The sequence below is a fragment of the Polynucleobacter sp. JS-Mosq-20-D10 genome (genome assembly GCF_018687755.1).
Lineage (GTDB): Bacteria > Pseudomonadota > Gammaproteobacteria > Burkholderiales > Burkholderiaceae > Polynucleobacter.
Window position 1 is genome coordinate 206,842 of the sequence record NZ_CP061305.1, and the last position, 17,881, is coordinate 224,722.

A 17,881-nucleotide genomic window follows, 5' to 3' on the forward strand; every position below is an offset into this window, starting at 1 on the left:
CTTAGCTAAAATTCCCCAATGCATATTCATATCTTGGGCATTTGCGGTACTTTCATGGGCGGCATTGCCGCAATCGCTCGGCAGGCCGGACATCGTGTTACTGGGTGCGATGCCAATGTTTATCCGCCGATGAGCACGCAGCTGGAAGCGCAGGGCATTGAGCTCATTGAGGGATTCTCTCCTGATCAATTATTACAGTTTGAGACGATGCCAGATTTATTTGTTATTGGTAATGTTGTTTCTCGTGGCAATCCACTGATGGAGGCTATTCTTAATCAAGGACTTCCTTACACCTCTGGCCCTCAGTGGCTGGGCGAGCAAGTTCTTTTTGGTAGACATGTTTTGGCTGTTGCCGGTACGCACGGCAAAACCACCACCTCCGCCATGCTGGCCTGGATCTTAGAGTTCAATCATTACAAGCCCGGTTATTTGATTGGTGGCGTGCCATTGAATTTCACAGTTTCGGCTCGCTTAGGCGAGAGTCAATATTTCGTGATCGAAGCTGATGAATACGACACAGCGTTTTTTGATAAGCGCAGTAAGTTTGTTCACTATCGCCCGCGCACCGCTTTATTAAATAATCTCGAGTTTGATCACGCCGATATTTTTGCTGATCTTGCTGCAATCGAAACCCAATTTCATCATTTAGTGCGCACCGTCCCGGGGAATGGTCTCGTTGTAGTCAACGGTGAAGAGTCTGCTCTAGAGAGAGTCATTGCAAGAGGTGCTTGGGCACCCGTTGAAAGGTTTGGACAAGATAAACACAATGCCTGGTCTTTGATCCCTCAAGAGGCTGATGGCTTCATTGTTTTGCAAGACGGTAAGGAGCTTGCCACAGTGAGTTGGGCCCCAGACTCTGGCGTTATGGGCCGTCACAATCAACTCAATGCATTGGCAGCTATTGCGTCAGCAAATCATATTGGCATTACGCCAGCCGATGCCGCGCGCGCTTTAGCTGAGTTCAAAAATGTGAAGCGTCGTTTAGAGACGATTGGTGTCGCAAATGGAATAACCGTATACGATGACTTTGCGCATCACCCAACCGCAATTATTACTACGGTAGATGGCTTGCGTCGCCGAGTAAGGCAGTCACGAATTTTGGCAGTATTAGAACCTCGCTCCAATACGATGAAGCTCGGGGTGATGAAAGCGCAACTGCCCAATAGTTTGGAAGCTGCCGACAAGATTTTTGCCTACGGCGCTAGCACAGGTAAGGATTCTTTAGGTTGGGATTTAAATGAAGTCTTAGCCCCACTCAATTCTAAAGAAAAGGATCGTGCCTTGGCCTTTGATGATTTAAGTGCCCTAGTAAATGCAGTATCAAAAGAGGCCAAGCCTGGCGATCATATTTTGGTGATGAGTAATGGCGGCTTTGGTGGAGTACACCGAAAAATATTGACTGCAATACAAGAGAAAGCAAAATGATGAGTATGAGACTAAAAGATAAAGTAGCTATCATTACTGGTGCTGCGAAAGGCATTGGTTTTGCAACTGCAAAACGTTTTGCGCAAGAAGGTGCAAAGGTCATGATTGCCGATGTGAATCCCGAGGCGGTGAAAGCTGCTGCGGATCTTATTCCTGGCTCAGAGGCTTATGTCATGAACGTGACTGATCGTGCGAGTGTTGAAGCGGTTGTTGGTCAAATCATGCAATGCCATGGACGTATTGATATTTTGATAAATAACGCTGGCATCACTCAAGACGCGCGCTTAGTCAAAATGACGGAGGCGCAATTTGATACAGTGATTGATGTCAACCTCAAGGGTGTCTTTAATTGCACGCAATTGGTCGTGCCGCATATGTTGGAGGCAGGCAAAGGCGCTGTCGTCAATGCCTCTAGCGTAGTGGGCATTTATGGAAACTTTGGACAGACTAATTACTCAGCAACCAAGTTTGGAGTGATTGGCTTCACTAAAACCTGGGCGCGTGAATTGGGTCCAAAAGGCATTCGGGTAAATGCAGTATGCCCAGGCTTTATTGCCACTGAGATGGTCAAAGCTATGCCAGAAAATATTCTGAAAGATATTGAGAAGCGCAGTTGGCTTGGTCGCTTGGGCACTCCAGAGGAAATGGCTAACGTGTATTTATTCTTAGCGAGTGATGAGGCTAGCTATGTGAATGGTGTTGCACTTGAGGCCAGTGGCGGGATCTCCCTCTAAACATGCATCTTTTATATGAAGAGGGTGGCGACATCAAGGTCGCTACGGTTCAGTCTGCTTCGGGCGCTGGAGATGCCCAATCTTGGCAAGCAACTAGTCTATCTGGGAAAAAGATTAAGTTAAAAGCTAAAGAAGTTTGGCTCCGTTTTGAAAAGCCAGAACCACAAGCCTTAATGGATGAGGCAAACACTTTATCTGAAGAGATTGATCTGCAGTTTTTATGGGATTGCGCACCTGAGGAGGAGTTTGGCTTGGTGGATGTTGCCCAAGAGTACTTTGGCGCACAAGCCAGCATTCCGCAGCAGACTGCATTAGCCATTGCGTTACAGGGCGCGCCAGTATTTTTCCGTCGTAAAGGGCGCGGACGTTTTCAAAGGGCACCGCTAGAACAACTGCAGGCTGGTTTGGCTGCGCTCGAGCGCAAGCAAAAAGAATTAGGGCAGCAGACTGCATGGCAGCAAGAACTGGTGGCTGGCATTTTTCCAGAGATGCTTCAGTCTCAGGCAAATCAACTTTTGTTTTCTCCGGATAAAAATACCTCTGCTTACAAAGCATTGATTGCAGCGTGTACTGAGTCAGGGGAATCACCTGCGCAGCTCATGATCCGCTGTGGTGCGATTGACTCACCTTTGCAATATCACCAAGGGATGTTCTTAAAAGCGCATTTCCCTCAGGGCGCTGCACATGACCTAAGTTTGGCGGTTGATCAAGCTGCTTTAGATGCCGCTATTTCAGAATTGCCTATCGCTGAAGTAACTGCGTTCTCAATAGATGACTCAGGCACTACTGAAATTGATGATGCTTTATCAGTCACTGCGCTCGAGGGTGGCGGCCATCGTGTTGGTATTCATATTGCAGCGCCTGGCTTAGTGATTGCTAAGGACGATGCTTTAGATAAAGTCGCGCGCACTCGTATGTCTACCGTGTATTTCCCTGGCGACAAGATTACGATGTTGCCCGATTCGGTGATTACCCAGTTCTCATTGGATGAGGGCGCTGCTCGCCCATCTTTATCGATTTATGTAGATATTGATCCAACTGGAGTTGTAGATAAAGAGACTCTGCAGTTACGCGCTGAGATGGTTCCGATGGGGGCTAATCTTCGCTTAGAGCACTTAGAGCATTTGGTGACAGAAGAAAGCTTGGTTGATGAATCTGCTGACTATGCTTATCGTCAAGAGCTCAGTGTTTTGTGGGCAGCAGCAAAGTTATTGCATGCAGGGCGCCAAGAGCAGCGTGTAATTAATGGGTTGCGTGCTGAGCAATTAGGGATCTTGGATCCCAATGCCTTAGCCAGAGACTTTCATTTTCAAATTAAAGAACTTGATGGCGCACAGAGAGTGGAGATTACTCCTCGTCAACGCGGCTCCATCCTCGATACCATCGTTGCTGAGTGGATGATTTATTGCAATAGTGCTTCAGGACGCTTATTGGCGGATCATGGGATACCTGGTTTGTTCCGTACTCAAAAAGGTTGGGGTCCTTTGCGCACCCGCATGCAGACCACGCCTGGTCCACATGAAGGGTTGGGTTTGGAGTATTACGCCTGGTGTACTTCACCTTTGCGCCGTTACTCAGATTTAGTCAATCAATGGCAATTAATCGCTATAGCAAAACATGGCATTACCGCCAAAATGGTGGCACCGTTTCCTCCACGTGATGCTGCATTAATGGGTATCGCCGCCGACTTTGAAGCTTGCTATTCTGCCTATGGTGAATATCAAGATCGCCTTGAGAAATATTGGTGCTTGCGCTGGGTCTCTCAGGATGAAGTTCCTAAGCAAGTCTTTGTGAGACATCTCAAGGAAGGCATGTCTCGAGTGGAGCCAGTCCCATTACATCTCCCAGTTCCCGAGTTGGCGACCCATCCACGTATGACTCGAGCTGAAGTGAGTGTGGCTGATGTAGACCTCTTGCAACTCACTGCCGGGGTTCGGGTTCTTCATATTGAAACCCCAGAAGTTCCTGAGAGTGATGCAAGTCCCGCCTAATCTGACTCAGATAGTACGGCGCTTAGATGGTAGTTGGCGACGCCACTTATTTCGCTATGCCCTAGGCCTCTCGATTTTGGTTCACCTCCTCTTTCTATCCTTCCGCTGGGGCATAGGAGAAATAGAAAATCGTCGTCTAAACACATCTCTCAGCGTTGTCTTGGTGAATGCTAGTAATCAAGTGGCACCCAAGCAGGCCAATAAATTAGCCCAAGCAGATGTGCATGGAGGTGGCAACACCCTCAATCAAGATGCTAGCGCGCTCCATCAGGCAAGACTCGGTGCAGATGCCCGTCTCGAGGTTTTAGAAAAACAACAAAAGCAACTGTTGGCCAAGCTTGAAGCGGATCGAGCGCTCTCGGGCGGTCGTAAAAGTGGAGATGAGAAACAAGTGACACCTCAGCTGAATTCTTTGGAGGCTGAGCTAGCTAAGCGTTTGCAGGCCAATGGTCGCGAGCCTCGTCGTCAAGTCTTGACCGGAGCTAGTACGAAAGCGGTTGTATTTGCGCAGTATTACGATGCTATGCGTCAAAAGATAGAGGCTTATGGCAGTGCATTTTTCCCGCGGGCTAACGGCAGGCCTCTATACGGAAGTTTGGTCATTGTGGTGAGCGTAGATGCTCAAGGGCGCATTGCCAATAACGCTCAAGGTAAGGATGGTTTGAGTATTGGACGAAGCTCTGGCAATCCCGAGCTGGATCGTCAGGCCTTAGCGATTGTTCGTGCTTCTACCCCCTTTGGAGCTTTCCCCGCAGAAATGCGTAACCAGATTGATATCCTGGATTGGGTTTCTACTTTTGATTTCACGCGGGATGGATCTGATCGCTTAGATTTGCGTCCTTAATTCAGAAGACACAACTCAATTTCGCTTATCCTGTAGTTACTATGAGTCAAGTTACTTCTGCCCAATTGCATACTGATCCCGCCCAATTTCCTGATGTGGATGTCTATGCGGTCGCCGGTAATCCGATCTCACACAGTAAATCGCCTGCTATTCATAAACGGTTTGCTGAACAGTCAAATCAGAAAATGTATTACGGGCATTTACAGCCCGAACTTGGTGAATTCAAAACCGCTGCGCAAGCTTTCTTTGCTGCTGGCGGCAAGGGTATGAATGTCACCGTGCCATTTAAATTGGATGCCCAAGCTCTTGCAGATGTATTAACACCGCGCGCACAGCTCGCTGGTGCTGTTAATACTTTGCGTATTCAAGATGGAAAAATCTTTGGTGACAATACCGATGGCGCTGGCTTAGTCAGAGACTTATTGGCACAAGGTATTCAGATTAAGGGCTCCCGAATTTTATTATTAGGAGCGGGTGGCGCTTCTCGCGGAGTGCTTGGCCCTTTATTAGAGCAATCGCCTGGAGAATTAATCATTGCCAATCGATCCAATGCTAAGGCCGACGAGTTGGTTCAATTATTTAGTGATTTGGCTCGCTCTCTACAAGTTATATTGACGGCAGTGACTTTGAGCGAGCTGGAAAGTGTAAGTAAGACCACATCTCCTTTTGATCTCATTATTAATGCTACTGCCGCTGGGTTATCTAATGAATCTCCTATTAGCGATGCCGCAGCAAGCAATGTATTTACCCCAAAGTCTTTTGCTTACGATATGGTCTACGGCAAAGTCACTACCTTGATGCAGCAAGCACTGCATCGCGGCGCACGAGTTAGCGATGGCTTGGGTATGTTGGTTGAGCAAGCCGCAGATGCTTTCTTAATTTGGCGTGGTGCCCAGCTTGCTAATGCGATCGATTCTCGCGCTGTATTGGCAGAACTTCGCACTTCCTAATTTCTAGCTAAGCTTTAATGCGTTGGTTTTCTTACTTTCTGAAATGTTTGCTAGGTAGTTTTATTGCCATGCAAATGTACTTTGTCATTCAGATTGGGTTATGGGTAGTGCTGGACCCTAGTAGTACTGCATTTCAGAGGGCTGAACGTTGGCGCATTTGCGGCCTGTCTTGGTCTTGCCCAGTGCAATCATCTTGGGTTCCTTACGACAAAATCTCTGCCAATCTCAAACGTGCTGTTTTAGTCAGTGAAGACGATATCTTCTTTCAGCATATGGGTGTACGGGTTGAGGATATGAAAAAGGCATGGGCCAAAAATTCACAACTTAATCAACAGGGTAGCGGTAAATCCAAAACTGCTTTGCGTGGGGGCTCTACGATCACACAGCAGTTAGCAAAAAATCTTTTTCTATCTTCCGAGCAGAATTATTTTCGCAAAGCTCAGGAGCTCATCATTACGGGTTTGTTGGAGGCAATGCTTCCCAAGCAACGCCTTTATGAAATCTATCTGAATTCAGTGGAGTGGGGAGAGGGCATCTTTGGTATTGGCGCAGCTTCTCAGCACTACTATGGAATCAGACCGGCATCGCTTGATCGCGAACAGGCTGCAGCCTTAGCATCAGCTTTACCTGCGCCGAAGTGTTTTGACAAAGTGCAGTATTGCCGTAAGGCGAATATTCACTTCCCCACACGGCAAGACTTTATTTTAGAAAATATGGATAGGGTAGCGTTGGCACCTATTCAGAAACCAAAAGCGCGCTAGCGTTACTTGGTACTTGCAGTTCTTAACGCATCTCTCGTTGCGATGGCTACTTTTCTAGCCGCCTCGGCAAAATCATTTCCTGTGCTTGCATATAAGATTGCTCTGGAGGAGTTGATCATCATGCCTATGCCTGGCTGATTGGGTATGCTGCCAGCTTTAATAGTGGCATCGATATCACCGCCTTGAGCGCCAATACCGGGGATGAGCAAAGGCATCTCGCCCACAATAGCTCTCACCTTAGCAATTTCTTCGGGGAAGGTGGCGCCAACTACCAAGCTAATTTGTCCAGATGTGTTCCACTGTTGTGCAGCGAGTTTGGCGACGTGCAAATAAAGGGGCTCACCATTTGGCGAGACATTCAAGAACTGAAGGTCGGAGCCCCCTGGATTTGAGGTGCGACATAAAACAATCACGCCCTTGCCGGCGTGTTTTATGTAAGGCTCGATGGTGTCAAAACCCATGTACGGGTTCACAGTGACCGCATCTGCGCCATAGCGCTCAAACGCCTCTAAAGCGTAGTGGTCAGCTGTACTGCCGATATCCCCACGTTTGGAATCGAGGATGACAGGGATGTGGGGATATTTATCTTTAAGGTAGCGAGTCAGTTTTTCCAGTTGAGCTTCGGCTCTTTGGGAGGCGAAATAGGCAAACTGAGGTTTAAAGGAGCAGGCGGTATCCGCAGTTGCATCAGCGATCTCGCGGCAGAACTCAAAAATCCCCTCAGGCTTACCCTGAAATACAGCTGGCAAACGCTTGGGATCTGGATCAAAGCCCACGCACAACATGCTGCCTTGGGAAGCCCACGCAGACTGGACTTGTTGGGTAAAGGTAATTGAGCTAGAGTTCATTAGGATTAAGCTTATTTTAGTCAAACTGTCATGAGCTATAGGATAAACTAGCGACCATTCCTTAGGAGTTCACCATGATCAACTTGTTCGTCCTGCAAAATGGCCGCCTCTCTCAAGAGCAAGTGGAAGATCGCAATGAATTGTTGCAATACTCCAACCCTATCTGGATCGACGTTGTTGACCCTGAAGAGGAAGAGCTCCTGTGGATTAAAGAGGCTTTTGGCGTTCTCCTGCCTGAATTGGATGATTTGGGTGACTTAGAAGCTTCCGCGCGTTATTTCGAGGCTGATGACGGCCACCTTCATATTCGTACTGATTTCTTATTGGACGAAGAGGAAACTTCTCGTAACGTCCGAGTCGCTTTCGTAATGACTAAGCAAGTTTTGTTCTCCATTCATGACGAAGATTTGCCGGTATTCCGCTTGGTGCGTTTGCGTGCCCGTTTGCGCCCAGGTTCAGTCAGCAATGCAAAAGACGTTTTACTCGACCTGTACTCCACTGATGCTGAGTATTCTGCCGATGCCTTGGAAGAGGTTTATGAAAATCTCGAACAAGCAGGTAAGCGCGTTTTGCAAGATGATATTACCGATCATGATGCAGAAGAAGTGCTCGAAACAATTGCTAAGGAAGAAGATACCAACGGACGCATTCGTCGTAATGTGATGGATACTCGTCGCGCATTGTCTTTCTTAATGCGCAGCAAATTATTGTCTGATGAGCAGCAAGAAGAAGCGCGACAGATCTTACGAGATATTGATTCACTAGAAAACCATACTGCATTTTTATTCGATAAGATCAACTTCTTGATGGATGCGACAGTCGGTTTTATTAATCTGAACCAAAGTAAGATTATTAAGATCTTCTCGGTGGTATCTGTTGCCTTAATGCCACCAACTTTGTTAGCGAGCGTGTGGGGAATGAACTTCCGCTATATGCCTGAGTTAGAGCAGACCTGGGGTTATCCAGTTGCCATTATTTCTATGGTGATTTCAGCGATGATTCCATTGGGCTACTTCCGCCACAAGGGTTGGTTAAGCTCGCGCTAACTCACTAGGCGTTTTTTGGTTCAAGCAAGTCTAAAAAGTGAGAGAGCGCAAAATCACGCGCTTGTTCTCGCACTACTTGACGATCGCCATTAAAGTGTTTTGTCAGTGTGACAGTATTAATAGAATCAGGCCCAATATTTTCTTTAATCGCCCAACCAAAGCAGACGGTACCAACCGGCTTTTCTGCTGAACCACCGGTTGGACCAGCGATGCCGGTAATGGAGATGGCAGCGTTGACATTAGCATTACGTAGCGCCCCCTCAGCCATGACTTTGGCAACTTGCTCGCTGACTGCGCCAAAAGAGTCAATGGTTTCCATTGAAACATCTAAGCATTCAGATTTTGCGGTATTGCTATAGGTGATGTAGCCTCGCTCAAGCCAATCGCTTGAGCCTGCTAAATCCGTCAGGGTTGCGCAGACAAGGCCACCGGTACAGGATTCGGCCAGGGCAATTTTCCAACCTCGGCTTATTAGGGTCTGTCCAACAGCTCTAGCTAGTTCATGCTGAGGATCATTATTATTTTTCATGAGATATAGCTCAATCCAATATGTAAAAGCGTCATGGTGAGCAGGGTAAAAAATGCTGCAGCCAAATCGTCGGCAATGATTCCGAAGCCGCGCCACAGTATTAAGCCAACACTGGATGGAGAGGGGTTGTCACCAAGCTCTAAATGTTTAAAGTGTCGATCAATTATTCCGATCGGACCGGGTTTCACAGCATCAAAGAATCGGAATAGTGCAAATGCCAAAATCTGCATCCATAAGTTTGCTGGCATGATGAATATCAATACGAGCCAGAAAGCTACTACTTCATCCCACACAATTCCACCAAAATCTTTTTTCCCTAACTCTTCACTGACTTGTCCGCAGATCCAGCAACCCAGAAGAATGCCTGCGCCAATAATCCAGAACCATGCTGTGGTGGATAGAAAATACTCACCCAGCAAGAAGGTGGCCCAGGCCCACAGTGTTCCAGCGGTGCCAGGTGCGAATGGCGCTAAACCACTACCCAGTCCGAACGCTAGAGCGCGACTCGGTTTGCTAAATACCCAACTTAAGCTAAGGGTAGGTACGGTCGAAGTCGGCGTATTCATGCGAAGTGATTAAAGGATTTGAGTAGTTGATGTGTTTCTTCAGGATTTAATCTCGCCCCACTGCCGTCGATGAGCTGGATCTCAGGTGAGGAGTGTTGCATCAGCTTAATGCTGCCAATTTGAGTGAGGGAAAGATTTAAGTCCCCGCTGATTTTGGTGATCGCACCTCTTGAACTGCTTGCAGCGGTAAAGCACAGCTCGTAATCATCACCGCCACTTGCGGCATATTGATTCTGAATAATGGGCGATTGTTTGCGTAATGTTGTGGATTTGGGGATGCGCTCTAAAAAGATTTCTGCATCTTTGCCTGATTGCTTCAGGATGTGCTTTAGATCACCTAATAGGCCATCGGAGACATCCAAAGCAGAATTGGCAATACCTCTTAAGGCAATGCCCAATTGAATTCTAGGAGTGGGTTGATGCATGCGCGCCTCAATTACTTCCAAATCCCCTCTTTCTAATTCCAGTTCATGACGCAGTGCAGCAAGAGCAAGTCGGGCATCACCAACGGCTCCAGAAACCCAAATGTCATCACCTTCTAATGCCCCTGACCTACGAATGGCTTTGTCTTTCGGAGTGCTACCAAAGGCAGTGATACAAATATTGAGTGGACCAGCGGTAGTGTCGCCGCCAATGAGTGGGCAGGCAAATTGATTGGCGATTGCAAATAAACCTTTGCTAAAAGCTTCTAACCAAGCTGAATTCGCCTCAGGCAGTGCCAGTGTGAGGGTGAAACCCATCGGCCTAGCGCCCATAGCTGCTAGGTCTGAAAGGTTGACTGCTAGGGCTTTCCAGCCTAACCACTCTGGATTGGCATCTGGAAAAAAGTGTCGTCCTGATACCAGCATGTCGCTGGTAATGGCAAGCTCCTCGGTTGGGTTCGTTTTTAGAAGGGCGCAATCATCACCAATTCCCAGTTTTACTGAGCCGGGATTGGTGGCAAGCATGAGATCGGACTGCGTTTTAAAGAAACGCTGAATTAGATCAAATTCGCCAAGCGAGTGGGTTTGAGATTGCATGCCCCATTTTATGGCTCTTGGGACTCTTTCATCTGAGAGGAATAGAATTAAAGCTTGAATACGTCTGATTGATGAGTGAACTAATGAGTAAACCAAGCAATAGCACTAAAGAACAGCAAATAGCGGATTTAAGGGCAGCTGCTCTTCACTATCATGAGTTTCCAACTCCGGGGAAAATTGAAATTGCCCCAACCAAGCAGTTAACCAATCAGCGTGACTTAGCCCTGGCTTATACGCCTGGCGTTGCTGCGCCTTGCGAGGAAATTGTTAAAGATCCCGCTAATGCCTTCAAATACACCGCCCGAGGTAATTTAGTTGGTGTGATAACCAACGGCACGGCAGTGTTGGGTCTGGGAAACATTGGGCCATTGGCTAGTAAGCCAGTGATGGAAGGTAAGGCAGTTCTTTTCAAGAAATTTGCTGGCATTGATGTTTTTGATATTGAAGTGAATGAAAACGATCCAGAAAAATTAGTTGAAATCATTGCGGCGCTCGAACCTACTTTTGGTGGTATCAATTTAGAAGATATCAAAGCGCCGGATTGTTTTATTGTTGAGCGCAAGTTGCGAGCGCGTATGAAGATTCCGGTCTTTCACGATGACCAACATGGAACCGCGATTGTGGTTGCTGCTGCGATTCTCAATGGCTTAAAGGTTGTTGGTAAGGATGTTACTAATGTGAAATTAGTTACTTCTGGTGCTGGCGCTGCTGCATTAGCTTGTTTGGATTTATTGGTGGACCTTGGTATCCCGCGTAAGAATATTTGGGTTACTGATTTAGTTGGTGTTGCATACAAAGGTCGTCAAGAATTAATGGATCCGCAAAAGGAGCCGTTCTGTCAGGAGACTGATTTACGTACCCTTGATCAAGTGATTGAAGGTGCTGATATTTTTTTAGGCCTCTCAGCTGGCGGTGTTCTGAAGCAATCGATGGTGAAGAAGATGGCTGATAAGCCATTGATCTATGCCTTGGCAAATCCAACTCCAGAGATTCTGCCTGAGGAGGTAAAAGAAGTTCGTCCTGACGCGGTGATGGCAACGGGTCGTACTGATTATCCAAACCAAGTAAATAACGTGCTGTGCTTTCCGTTTATCTTCCGTGGTGCATTAGACGTTGGCGCTACCACTATCACACGTGGCATGGAAGTCGCAGCAGTAAGGGCCGTGGCAGAGCTGGCACGAGCCGAGCAGAGTGAAATAGTGACCTCGGTATATGGTATTGAGAACCTGTCTTTTGGTCCAGAGTACTTAATTCCAAAACCGTTTGATCCGCGTTTGATTACCGTCATCGCACCTGCTGTTGCTAAAGCGGCGATGGAGGATGGTGTTGCTCTGCGTCCAATTAAAGACTTCGATGCTTACCGCAATCAGTTGCAACAGTTTGTGTACCACTCCGGTACTTTGATGAAGCCATTGTTTAGCATTGCTAAAGGAGTGCCTGCCGCTCAAAAACGTATTGTGTTTGCTGAAGGTGAAGATGAGCGCGTATTGCGTGCAGTACAAATCATGATTGATGAGCATTTGGCAACACCAATTTTGATCGGTCGCCCTGCGGTAATTGAGCACCGCATTGATAAGTTCGGATTACGTATTAAAGCGGGTGAAGACTTTGAGATTGTGAACCCGGAGAATGATTCACGCTTCCGTGATTTCTGGCAAACCTATTTGGCCTTGACTGAGCGAAAAGGTGTTACCGAATCTTTCGCTAAGCTAGAAATGCGTCGTCGCAATAGCTTGATCGGATCCATCATGATTAGCAAAGGTATGGCTGATGGCATGATTTGTGGAACCGTTGGCAACTTAGCAACCCATTTGAAGTACATCGATGAGGTGGTGGGTCAAGAGCCGGGTGCTAATGTATATGGCGCTATGTCTGGATTAATTTTGCCGGGTCGCCAAGTCTTCTTAGTGGATACCCATGTGAATATCGATCCAACAGCGGAACAATTGGCTGAACTCACAATGATGGCCGCAAACGAAATGCGTAAATTAGGCATAACACCTAAGGTGGCACTCTTGTCCCATTCCAATTTCGGTTCTAGCAGTGCCCCATCTGCAATCAAAATGCGTGATGTATTGGCTTTGATTCAAAAAGCAGACCCTAGCCTTGAAGTAGATGGCGAAATGCATGGTGATAGCGCTTTGGATGAAACTATTCGCGCCGGTGCGGTTACTTCATCGCCATTAAAAGGTGATGCTAATTTGTTGGTTCTGCCAAATATTGATGCTGCCAACATTTCTTACAACTTATTGAAGACCGCTGCTGGTAACGGCATTGCAATCGGACCATTGCTGTTGGGGGTTGCTAAGCCAATTCATATTTTGACGCCAGCAGCTACAGTGCGTCGCATCGTCAATGTGACTACGTTGGCGGTAGTTGAAGCAGCAAGCAACGCTAGAGGTGCTACTTAAGTCTGTGAAATGGGCTTTTATTTATGTTAGTTTGCGTTAACTAACATAAATAATTATTATATAAATCAATGGTTTATATAAAATACACTGTAATTGGGCTTGATTTGATGGCGTGTTAAGGGTAATCTAGCATCCATCATGAATAATCGCTCTGAAAACGGCACTACAGTAGGCTTTGAAGAACACAGCCGGGCTGAAAGTTGGGATAGTAACGATCGACTCGAATCCGTGTCATCCGCTGCCAATATCTATGCTGAGGGCGGTTTATCTCGTTTACAAACCTATGCAGCAAATCAAGTTTCGGGGAAAAAAGTGACAGCTTCTTGGCGTGCCGCATTGGCCGTTCGCGATGCCGGACCGCCGGCAATGTTGCGCAGTGTGCGCCCTAATATCGTGCAATCTATTCGCGCTTTCCGCACTCCCGACCTTCAGGAGGCTGCTACTGAGCTTGGCCAGCATTTCATTTACGCTAATTGTGCAAATGCAATGACTAAAGGTGAGGTGCTGGAGGCGATTGCGATTGCTTACACATTTACCAAGCAACAAGCGAAGAATTTCGATCCCTTGTTGGATGCTTTGACAACGACTGTTGATAAGTCTGGCCCACAGCCAGGTTTTGTGGTGGTGCTCGAAGGTTTGCCTTGTACTCAGAAGTTTGACAAAGAGGCTCGCGAAACCCTACTAGATGTATTCCGTGATGCTGTGGACTTTTGGTCTGAGCGCCGCACACCGTACCGCGTGTTCTACTCTTTTGCCTGATCACTCTTTTTAACGAGCGAAGCAGTAAGGTAGTAAACCAGCAAAAATCGCCTCTATTTGAGGCGATTTTGCATTTCTGGACCCCAAATGCTGTGAACAGCAGTTATTGCCACAATTCCAGCAGTTTCAGTTCGCAATACTCGATCACCTAGAGAAACTATTTGATAGCCAGCTGCTTGAGCTTGGGCTTCTTCCTCTGGAGAATGACCACCTTCGGGCCCAATCATCAGAATAATGTCTTGTGGAGGGCTATCAATCAATACTGAATACAAGCTTTTATCGGTATCTGGGCTTAAAAGTAGTTTAAGTTTAGCTTTGTGAGCCTTCTGTAGATAACTTACAAAAATTTGTACCGGTTCTACGGTGGCTAAAACTGTGCGATCACATTGTTCGCAGGCGGCTTGAACAATGCCTTGCCAGTGCAAAAGACGCTTTTGTGCACGCTCAACGTCACTAGAGCGCGTTAATTTGATGACTGAACGCTCACACTGTAATGGGGCAATGACCTGAGCCCCGGTCTCTATAGCCTTCTCAACTACCCAGTCCATCTTGTCGCCCCCAGCAAGACCTTGCGCCAGGGTAATGGCATAGGGGCTTTCACGATGAGTATCTTGGCGAATATCGCTCAACTCGGCTTCCCCCGATTTGTTGCTGAGTGAGAGCAGTTTGGCCTGGGCAACTTGGCCTTTTCCATCAAAGATGGGGAAAAATTCACCGACTTGGATGCGGCGGACGCGCAAGTGATGTGCGAGCTCAGGAGTGAGGGTATTTGGCTTTTGGTTTTCCCATGGGCCGGGAAGATAAAATTGAGGCATTACTGAAATATAGCTAATTAATTTTCTCGAGACCCAATTTACGATGTCAAACCTTCAAATTCGTATGGCAAATGCCATTCGTGCTTTATCCATGGATGCAGTTCAACAAGCCAATTCGGGGCATCCTGGAATGCCAATGGGTATGGCTGATATTGCAGTCGGTCTGTGGAATGAACATTTACAACACAACCCAACAGATCCGCATTGGATAAATCGCGATCGCTTTGTTTTATCAAATGGTCACGGCTCGATGTTGTTGTATTCCTTATTGCATCTCACTGGCTATGACTTACCGATGAGTGAGTTAAAAAATTTCCGTCAGTTACACAGTAAAACTGCTGGACATCCTGAGTATGGAATTACTCCCGGAGTAGAAACTACTACGGGTCCTTTAGGTCAGGGTATTTCAAACGCAGTTGGTATGGCGCTGGCAGAAAAATTATTAGCAGAAGAATTTAATCGTCCAGGTCACGATATTGTTGATCACTACACCTATGTATTTTTAGGTGATGGTTGTTTAATGGAAGGCATCAGTCATGAAGTGTGTTCATTGGCTGGCACACTCAAGTTAAATAAACTCATCGCACTATGGGATGACAACGGCATCTCGATTGATGGTAAAGTAGTTTCTTGGTTTAACGAAGATACGCCAAAGCGTTTTGAGGCATACGGTTGGAACGTCCTACACGCTGTGGATGGTCATGATGCAGAGGCTGTGTCTAGCGCAATCGCTAAAGCGAAGAAGAGTGATAAACCGACATTAATTTGTTGCAAGACTGCGATTGGTCAGGGCTCTCCGAATATGGCGGGTAGTGACAAGGTGCATGGTTCGCCGTTGGGTGCAACTGAAATTGCTGCGACCCGTGTTGCATTGAACTGGCCATATGCGCCGTTTGAAATTCCAAATGATATTTACGAAGCTTGGGATTTCAAGAAGCGTGGCCAAGCTGCTGAGCATGAGTGGAATAAAGAATTCCAAGCCTACAAAAATAAATACCCAGAATTGGCTTCTGAATTGCAACGTCGTATGCAAGGTGATTTATCTCAAGACTTCTCTAAGACTTTAGATGCTTATTTAAAAACTTGTGAAACCAAAGCAGAAACGATTGCTACTCGCAAGGCAAGCCAAAATGCGATCGAGGCATTGGCGCCAGCTTTGCCGGAGTTCATGGGTGGCTCTGCTGACCTAACAGGCTCGAACTTAACCAACTGGTCTTCATGTAAAGCTGTGCGTGGTGACCAATGGGGTAATCACATCAACTACGGTGTGCGTGAGTTTGGTATGAGTGCCATCATGAACGGTATCGCTTTGCATGGTGGATATATTCCATTCGGGGGTACCTTCTTAACCTTCTCTGATTACAGTCGTAATGCATTGCGCATGGCTGCATTAATGAAATTACGCAGTATCTTTGTCTTTACGCATGACTCTATTGGCTTGGGTGAAGATGGTCCAACCCATCAGTCTGTTGAGCATGTGGCGAGCTTGCGTCTGATTCCGAATTTAATGGTTTGGCGTCCTTGTGATACCACTGAGAGTGCGGTTGCATGGGGTGCTGCGATTGAACGTAAGCATGGCCCAAGCGCTTTGATCTTCAGTCGTCAAAACTGCCCATTTGTGTCTCGCAATAGCCAGCAAGTAAAAGATATTGCCCGCGGGGGATATGTTTTACGTGATCCCAAGAAATCAAAGATCAAGGCAGTGATCATTGCTACTGGTTCAGAAATCGCCTTGGCATTGCAAACAGCAGAGCGTTTAGAGGGTGAGGGTTTTGGTATTCGTGTGGTATCGATTCCATCAACGACAGTATTTGATCAACAAGACGCTGCGTACAAAGCAACAGTTTTACCGGCGGATATTCCACGCATTGCTGTTGAAGCGGGCGTAAGTGATTTCTGGTGGAAGTATGGTTGTGCAGCAGTGCATGGTGTTGATACCTTCGGAGAATCTGCACCAGCACCTGTGCTCTATGAATACTTTGGTTTAACGGTCGATCAGATTGCTAAAACAGTGAAGCAATGTATTGCAAAGAAATAGAAAAGATCAGAAACAAAGTATTTATTTAAGAATTCAAAATTAGCAAGGGAAATGGAATGACAATTCGTGTCGCAATTAACGGTTATGGTCGTATTGGTCGTATGGTCTTACGTGCTTTGTATGAAGACCAGGTCAATGGCAAGCCTAGACGTGATATCAAAATCGTTGCAATTAATGCGATGGGTGATATCGACATCAATGCGCACCTGACGCAATATGATTCTGCGCATGGCCGTTTTCCTGCTGAAGTAAAAGTAGATGGTGATTGCATGGTGGTCAATGGCGATCGCATCAAGATGTTCTCTACTCGCAATCCTTTGGAAACTCCTTGGGGTGAGTTGGGTGTTGATTTAGTGCTTGAGTGCTCAGGCAAATTCACTTCCAAAGAAAAAGCCATGGTGCATATTTCTCAGGGTGCAAAAAAGGTATTGATCTCTGCTCCAGGTGAAAAAGATGTAGATGCCACCATTGTTTACGGTGTTAATCAGCAGGTTCTGAAGTCAAGCGATGTCGTGGTCTCTAATGCGAGCTGTACGACTAACTGCTTAGCGCCTTTGGTTAAGCCATTGTTAGAAAAGATTGGTATCGAATCTGGTTTGATGACCACGATTCATGCGTTTACTAATGACCAGGTTCTAACTGATGTGTATCACAAGGATATGCGCCGTGCGCGTTCTGCAGTGACCAGCATGATTCCAACCAAGACGGGTGCTGCAAAAGCAGTTGGCTTAGTATTGCCAGCTTTAGCAGGGCGCTTTGACGGTTTTGCAATGCGTGTGCCCGTGATTAACGTTTCTGTTGTGGATTTAACCTTTGCTGCCAGTCGTGCTACAAGCGTAGATGAAGTCAATTCCATCCTCAAAATAGCCAGTGAAGGTGAGTTGAAGGGTATTTTGGGTTTCAATACCTTGCCCTTGGTATCCATCGACTTCAATCACGACCCACGTCCCAGTATTTACGATGCTTCCCAGACTCGCGTCTCAGCAGATGGTAAGTTGGTAAAAGTATTGGCTTGGTATGACAACGAGTGGGGTTATTCAGTCCAAATGCTCAATGCTGCCGAAGCGTTGATGGCTGTAAAATAAGTAATTGTTCAGGTTTTAAAGCTAAAATCTCTTAAAATCTTGTTTTTCATGTAAAAAAGA

The 17,881-nt window shown here is 46.7% G+C and carries 16 protein-coding genes; 11 read left to right on the forward strand and 5 right to left on the reverse strand.

Annotated features, from left to right (window positions below; translation table 11 throughout):
• The first annotated feature begins 18 nt into the window (after positions 1 to 18).
• The 6 genes from mpl to mtgA are packed head-to-tail and all read left to right on the forward strand — an operon-like array spanning position 19 to position 6,705.
• Positions 19 to 1,425, forward strand: a complete 1,407-nt coding sequence (gene mpl, locus FD967_RS01115; RefSeq protein WP_215326256.1) for a UDP-N-acetylmuramate:L-alanyl-gamma-D-glutamyl-meso-diaminopimelate ligase — start codon at positions 19 to 21, stop codon at positions 1,423 to 1,425.
• 5 nt (positions 1,426 to 1,430) lie between these two features.
• A complete protein-coding gene (gene fabG / locus FD967_RS01120) occupies positions 1,431 to 2,159 on the forward strand; it encodes a 3-oxoacyl-ACP reductase FabG (RefSeq protein WP_215327117.1) in 729 nt (242 codons plus the stop codon).
• Between the two features lie 2 nt (positions 2,160 to 2,161).
• Positions 2,162 to 4,150 (forward strand): ribonuclease catalytic domain-containing protein, encoded by a 1,989-nt coding sequence (locus FD967_RS01125; RefSeq protein ID WP_215326257.1) that lies wholly within the window; start codon positions 2,162 to 2,164, stop codon positions 4,148 to 4,150.
• Positions 4,134 to 4,994 (forward strand): energy transducer TonB, encoded by an 861-nt coding sequence (locus FD967_RS01130; protein ID WP_215326258.1) that lies wholly within the window; start codon positions 4,134 to 4,136, stop codon positions 4,992 to 4,994. The genes FD967_RS01125 and FD967_RS01130 overlap by 17 nt, the downstream gene beginning before the upstream one ends.
• Positions 4,995 to 5,035: 41 nt before the next feature.
• Entirely contained in the window at positions 5,036 to 5,944 is a 909-nt protein-coding gene (aroE, locus tag FD967_RS01135) for a shikimate dehydrogenase (RefSeq protein WP_215326259.1), read from the forward strand.
• Between the two features lie 17 nt (positions 5,945 to 5,961).
• Positions 5,962 to 6,705 carry a monofunctional biosynthetic peptidoglycan transglycosylase gene (mtgA, locus tag FD967_RS01140; RefSeq protein WP_215326260.1) on the forward strand — a complete coding sequence of 248 codons (744 nt, stop codon included), beginning with the start codon at positions 5,962 to 5,964 and terminating at the stop codon, positions 6,703 to 6,705.
• A gap of 2 nt (positions 6,706 to 6,707) precedes the next feature.
• Here mtgA and pyrF read toward each other — a convergent pair whose 3' ends face one another.
• On the reverse strand, positions 6,708 to 7,553 hold the full coding sequence (gene pyrF / locus FD967_RS01145) for an orotidine-5'-phosphate decarboxylase (RefSeq protein WP_251369058.1): 846 nt from the start codon (positions 7,551 to 7,553) through the stop codon (positions 6,708 to 6,710).
• 74 nt (positions 7,554 to 7,627) lie between these two features.
• On the opposite strand from pyrF, the gene corA reads away from it, so the two are divergent.
• Positions 7,628 to 8,599: a magnesium/cobalt transporter CorA gene (gene corA, locus FD967_RS01150; RefSeq protein ID WP_046329509.1), complete on the forward strand. Its 972-nt coding sequence runs from the start codon at positions 7,628 to 7,630 to the stop codon at positions 8,597 to 8,599.
• Positions 8,600 to 8,603: 4 nt separating this feature from the next.
• On the opposite strand, the gene FD967_RS01155 is transcribed toward corA, so the two are convergent.
• From FD967_RS01155 to thiL, 3 genes are read right to left on the reverse strand one after another with little or no spacing between them, the layout of a single operon-like run.
• Positions 8,604 to 9,128, reverse strand: a complete 525-nt coding sequence (locus tag FD967_RS01155; protein WP_215326261.1) for a CinA family protein — start codon at positions 9,126 to 9,128, stop codon at positions 8,604 to 8,606.
• On the reverse strand, positions 9,125 to 9,694 hold the full coding sequence (locus FD967_RS01160) for a phosphatidylglycerophosphatase A (RefSeq protein WP_215326263.1): 570 nt from the start codon (positions 9,692 to 9,694) through the stop codon (positions 9,125 to 9,127). Before FD967_RS01160 ends, FD967_RS01155 begins: the two co-directional genes overlap by 4 nt.
• Positions 9,691 to 10,713: a thiamine-phosphate kinase gene (gene thiL, locus FD967_RS01165; protein WP_215326264.1), complete on the reverse strand. Its 1,023-nt coding sequence runs from the start codon at positions 10,711 to 10,713 to the stop codon at positions 9,691 to 9,693. Before thiL ends, FD967_RS01160 begins: the two co-directional genes overlap by 4 nt.
• 71 nt (positions 10,714 to 10,784) lie before the next feature.
• Here thiL and FD967_RS01170 point away from each other — a divergent pair, with 71 nt between their 5' ends.
• Positions 10,785 to 13,124 carry an NADP-dependent malic enzyme gene (locus FD967_RS01170; protein ID WP_251369059.1) on the forward strand — a complete coding sequence of 780 codons (2,340 nt, stop codon included), beginning with the start codon at positions 10,785 to 10,787 and terminating at the stop codon, positions 13,122 to 13,124.
• 138 nt (positions 13,125 to 13,262) lie between these two features.
• Positions 13,263 to 13,883, forward strand: coding sequence for a barstar family protein (locus tag FD967_RS01175; protein ID WP_215326265.1), 621 nt, complete (start codon positions 13,263 to 13,265; stop codon positions 13,881 to 13,883).
• Between the two features lie 53 nt (positions 13,884 to 13,936).
• On the opposite strand, the gene FD967_RS01180 is transcribed toward FD967_RS01175, so the two are convergent.
• Positions 13,937 to 14,698 carry a 16S rRNA (uracil(1498)-N(3))-methyltransferase gene (locus FD967_RS01180; protein ID WP_215326266.1) on the reverse strand — a complete coding sequence of 254 codons (762 nt, stop codon included), beginning with the start codon at positions 14,696 to 14,698 and terminating at the stop codon, positions 13,937 to 13,939.
• 43 nt (positions 14,699 to 14,741) lie between these two features.
• Between FD967_RS01180 and tkt the strand changes: the two genes are divergently transcribed.
• Together tkt and gap are read left to right on the forward strand one after the other, a co-directional pair.
• The gene (gene tkt / locus FD967_RS01185) at positions 14,742 to 16,736 is read left to right on the forward strand and encodes a transketolase (RefSeq protein WP_251369060.1); all 1,995 of its coding nucleotides are present in this window, start codon (positions 14,742 to 14,744) and stop codon (positions 16,734 to 16,736) included.
• A gap of 56 nt (positions 16,737 to 16,792) precedes the next feature.
• On the forward strand, positions 16,793 to 17,821 hold the full coding sequence (gap, locus tag FD967_RS01190; protein ID WP_215326267.1) for a type I glyceraldehyde-3-phosphate dehydrogenase: 1,029 nt from the start codon (positions 16,793 to 16,795) through the stop codon (positions 17,819 to 17,821).
• The last annotated feature ends 60 nt before the right edge of the window (positions 17,822 to 17,881 follow it).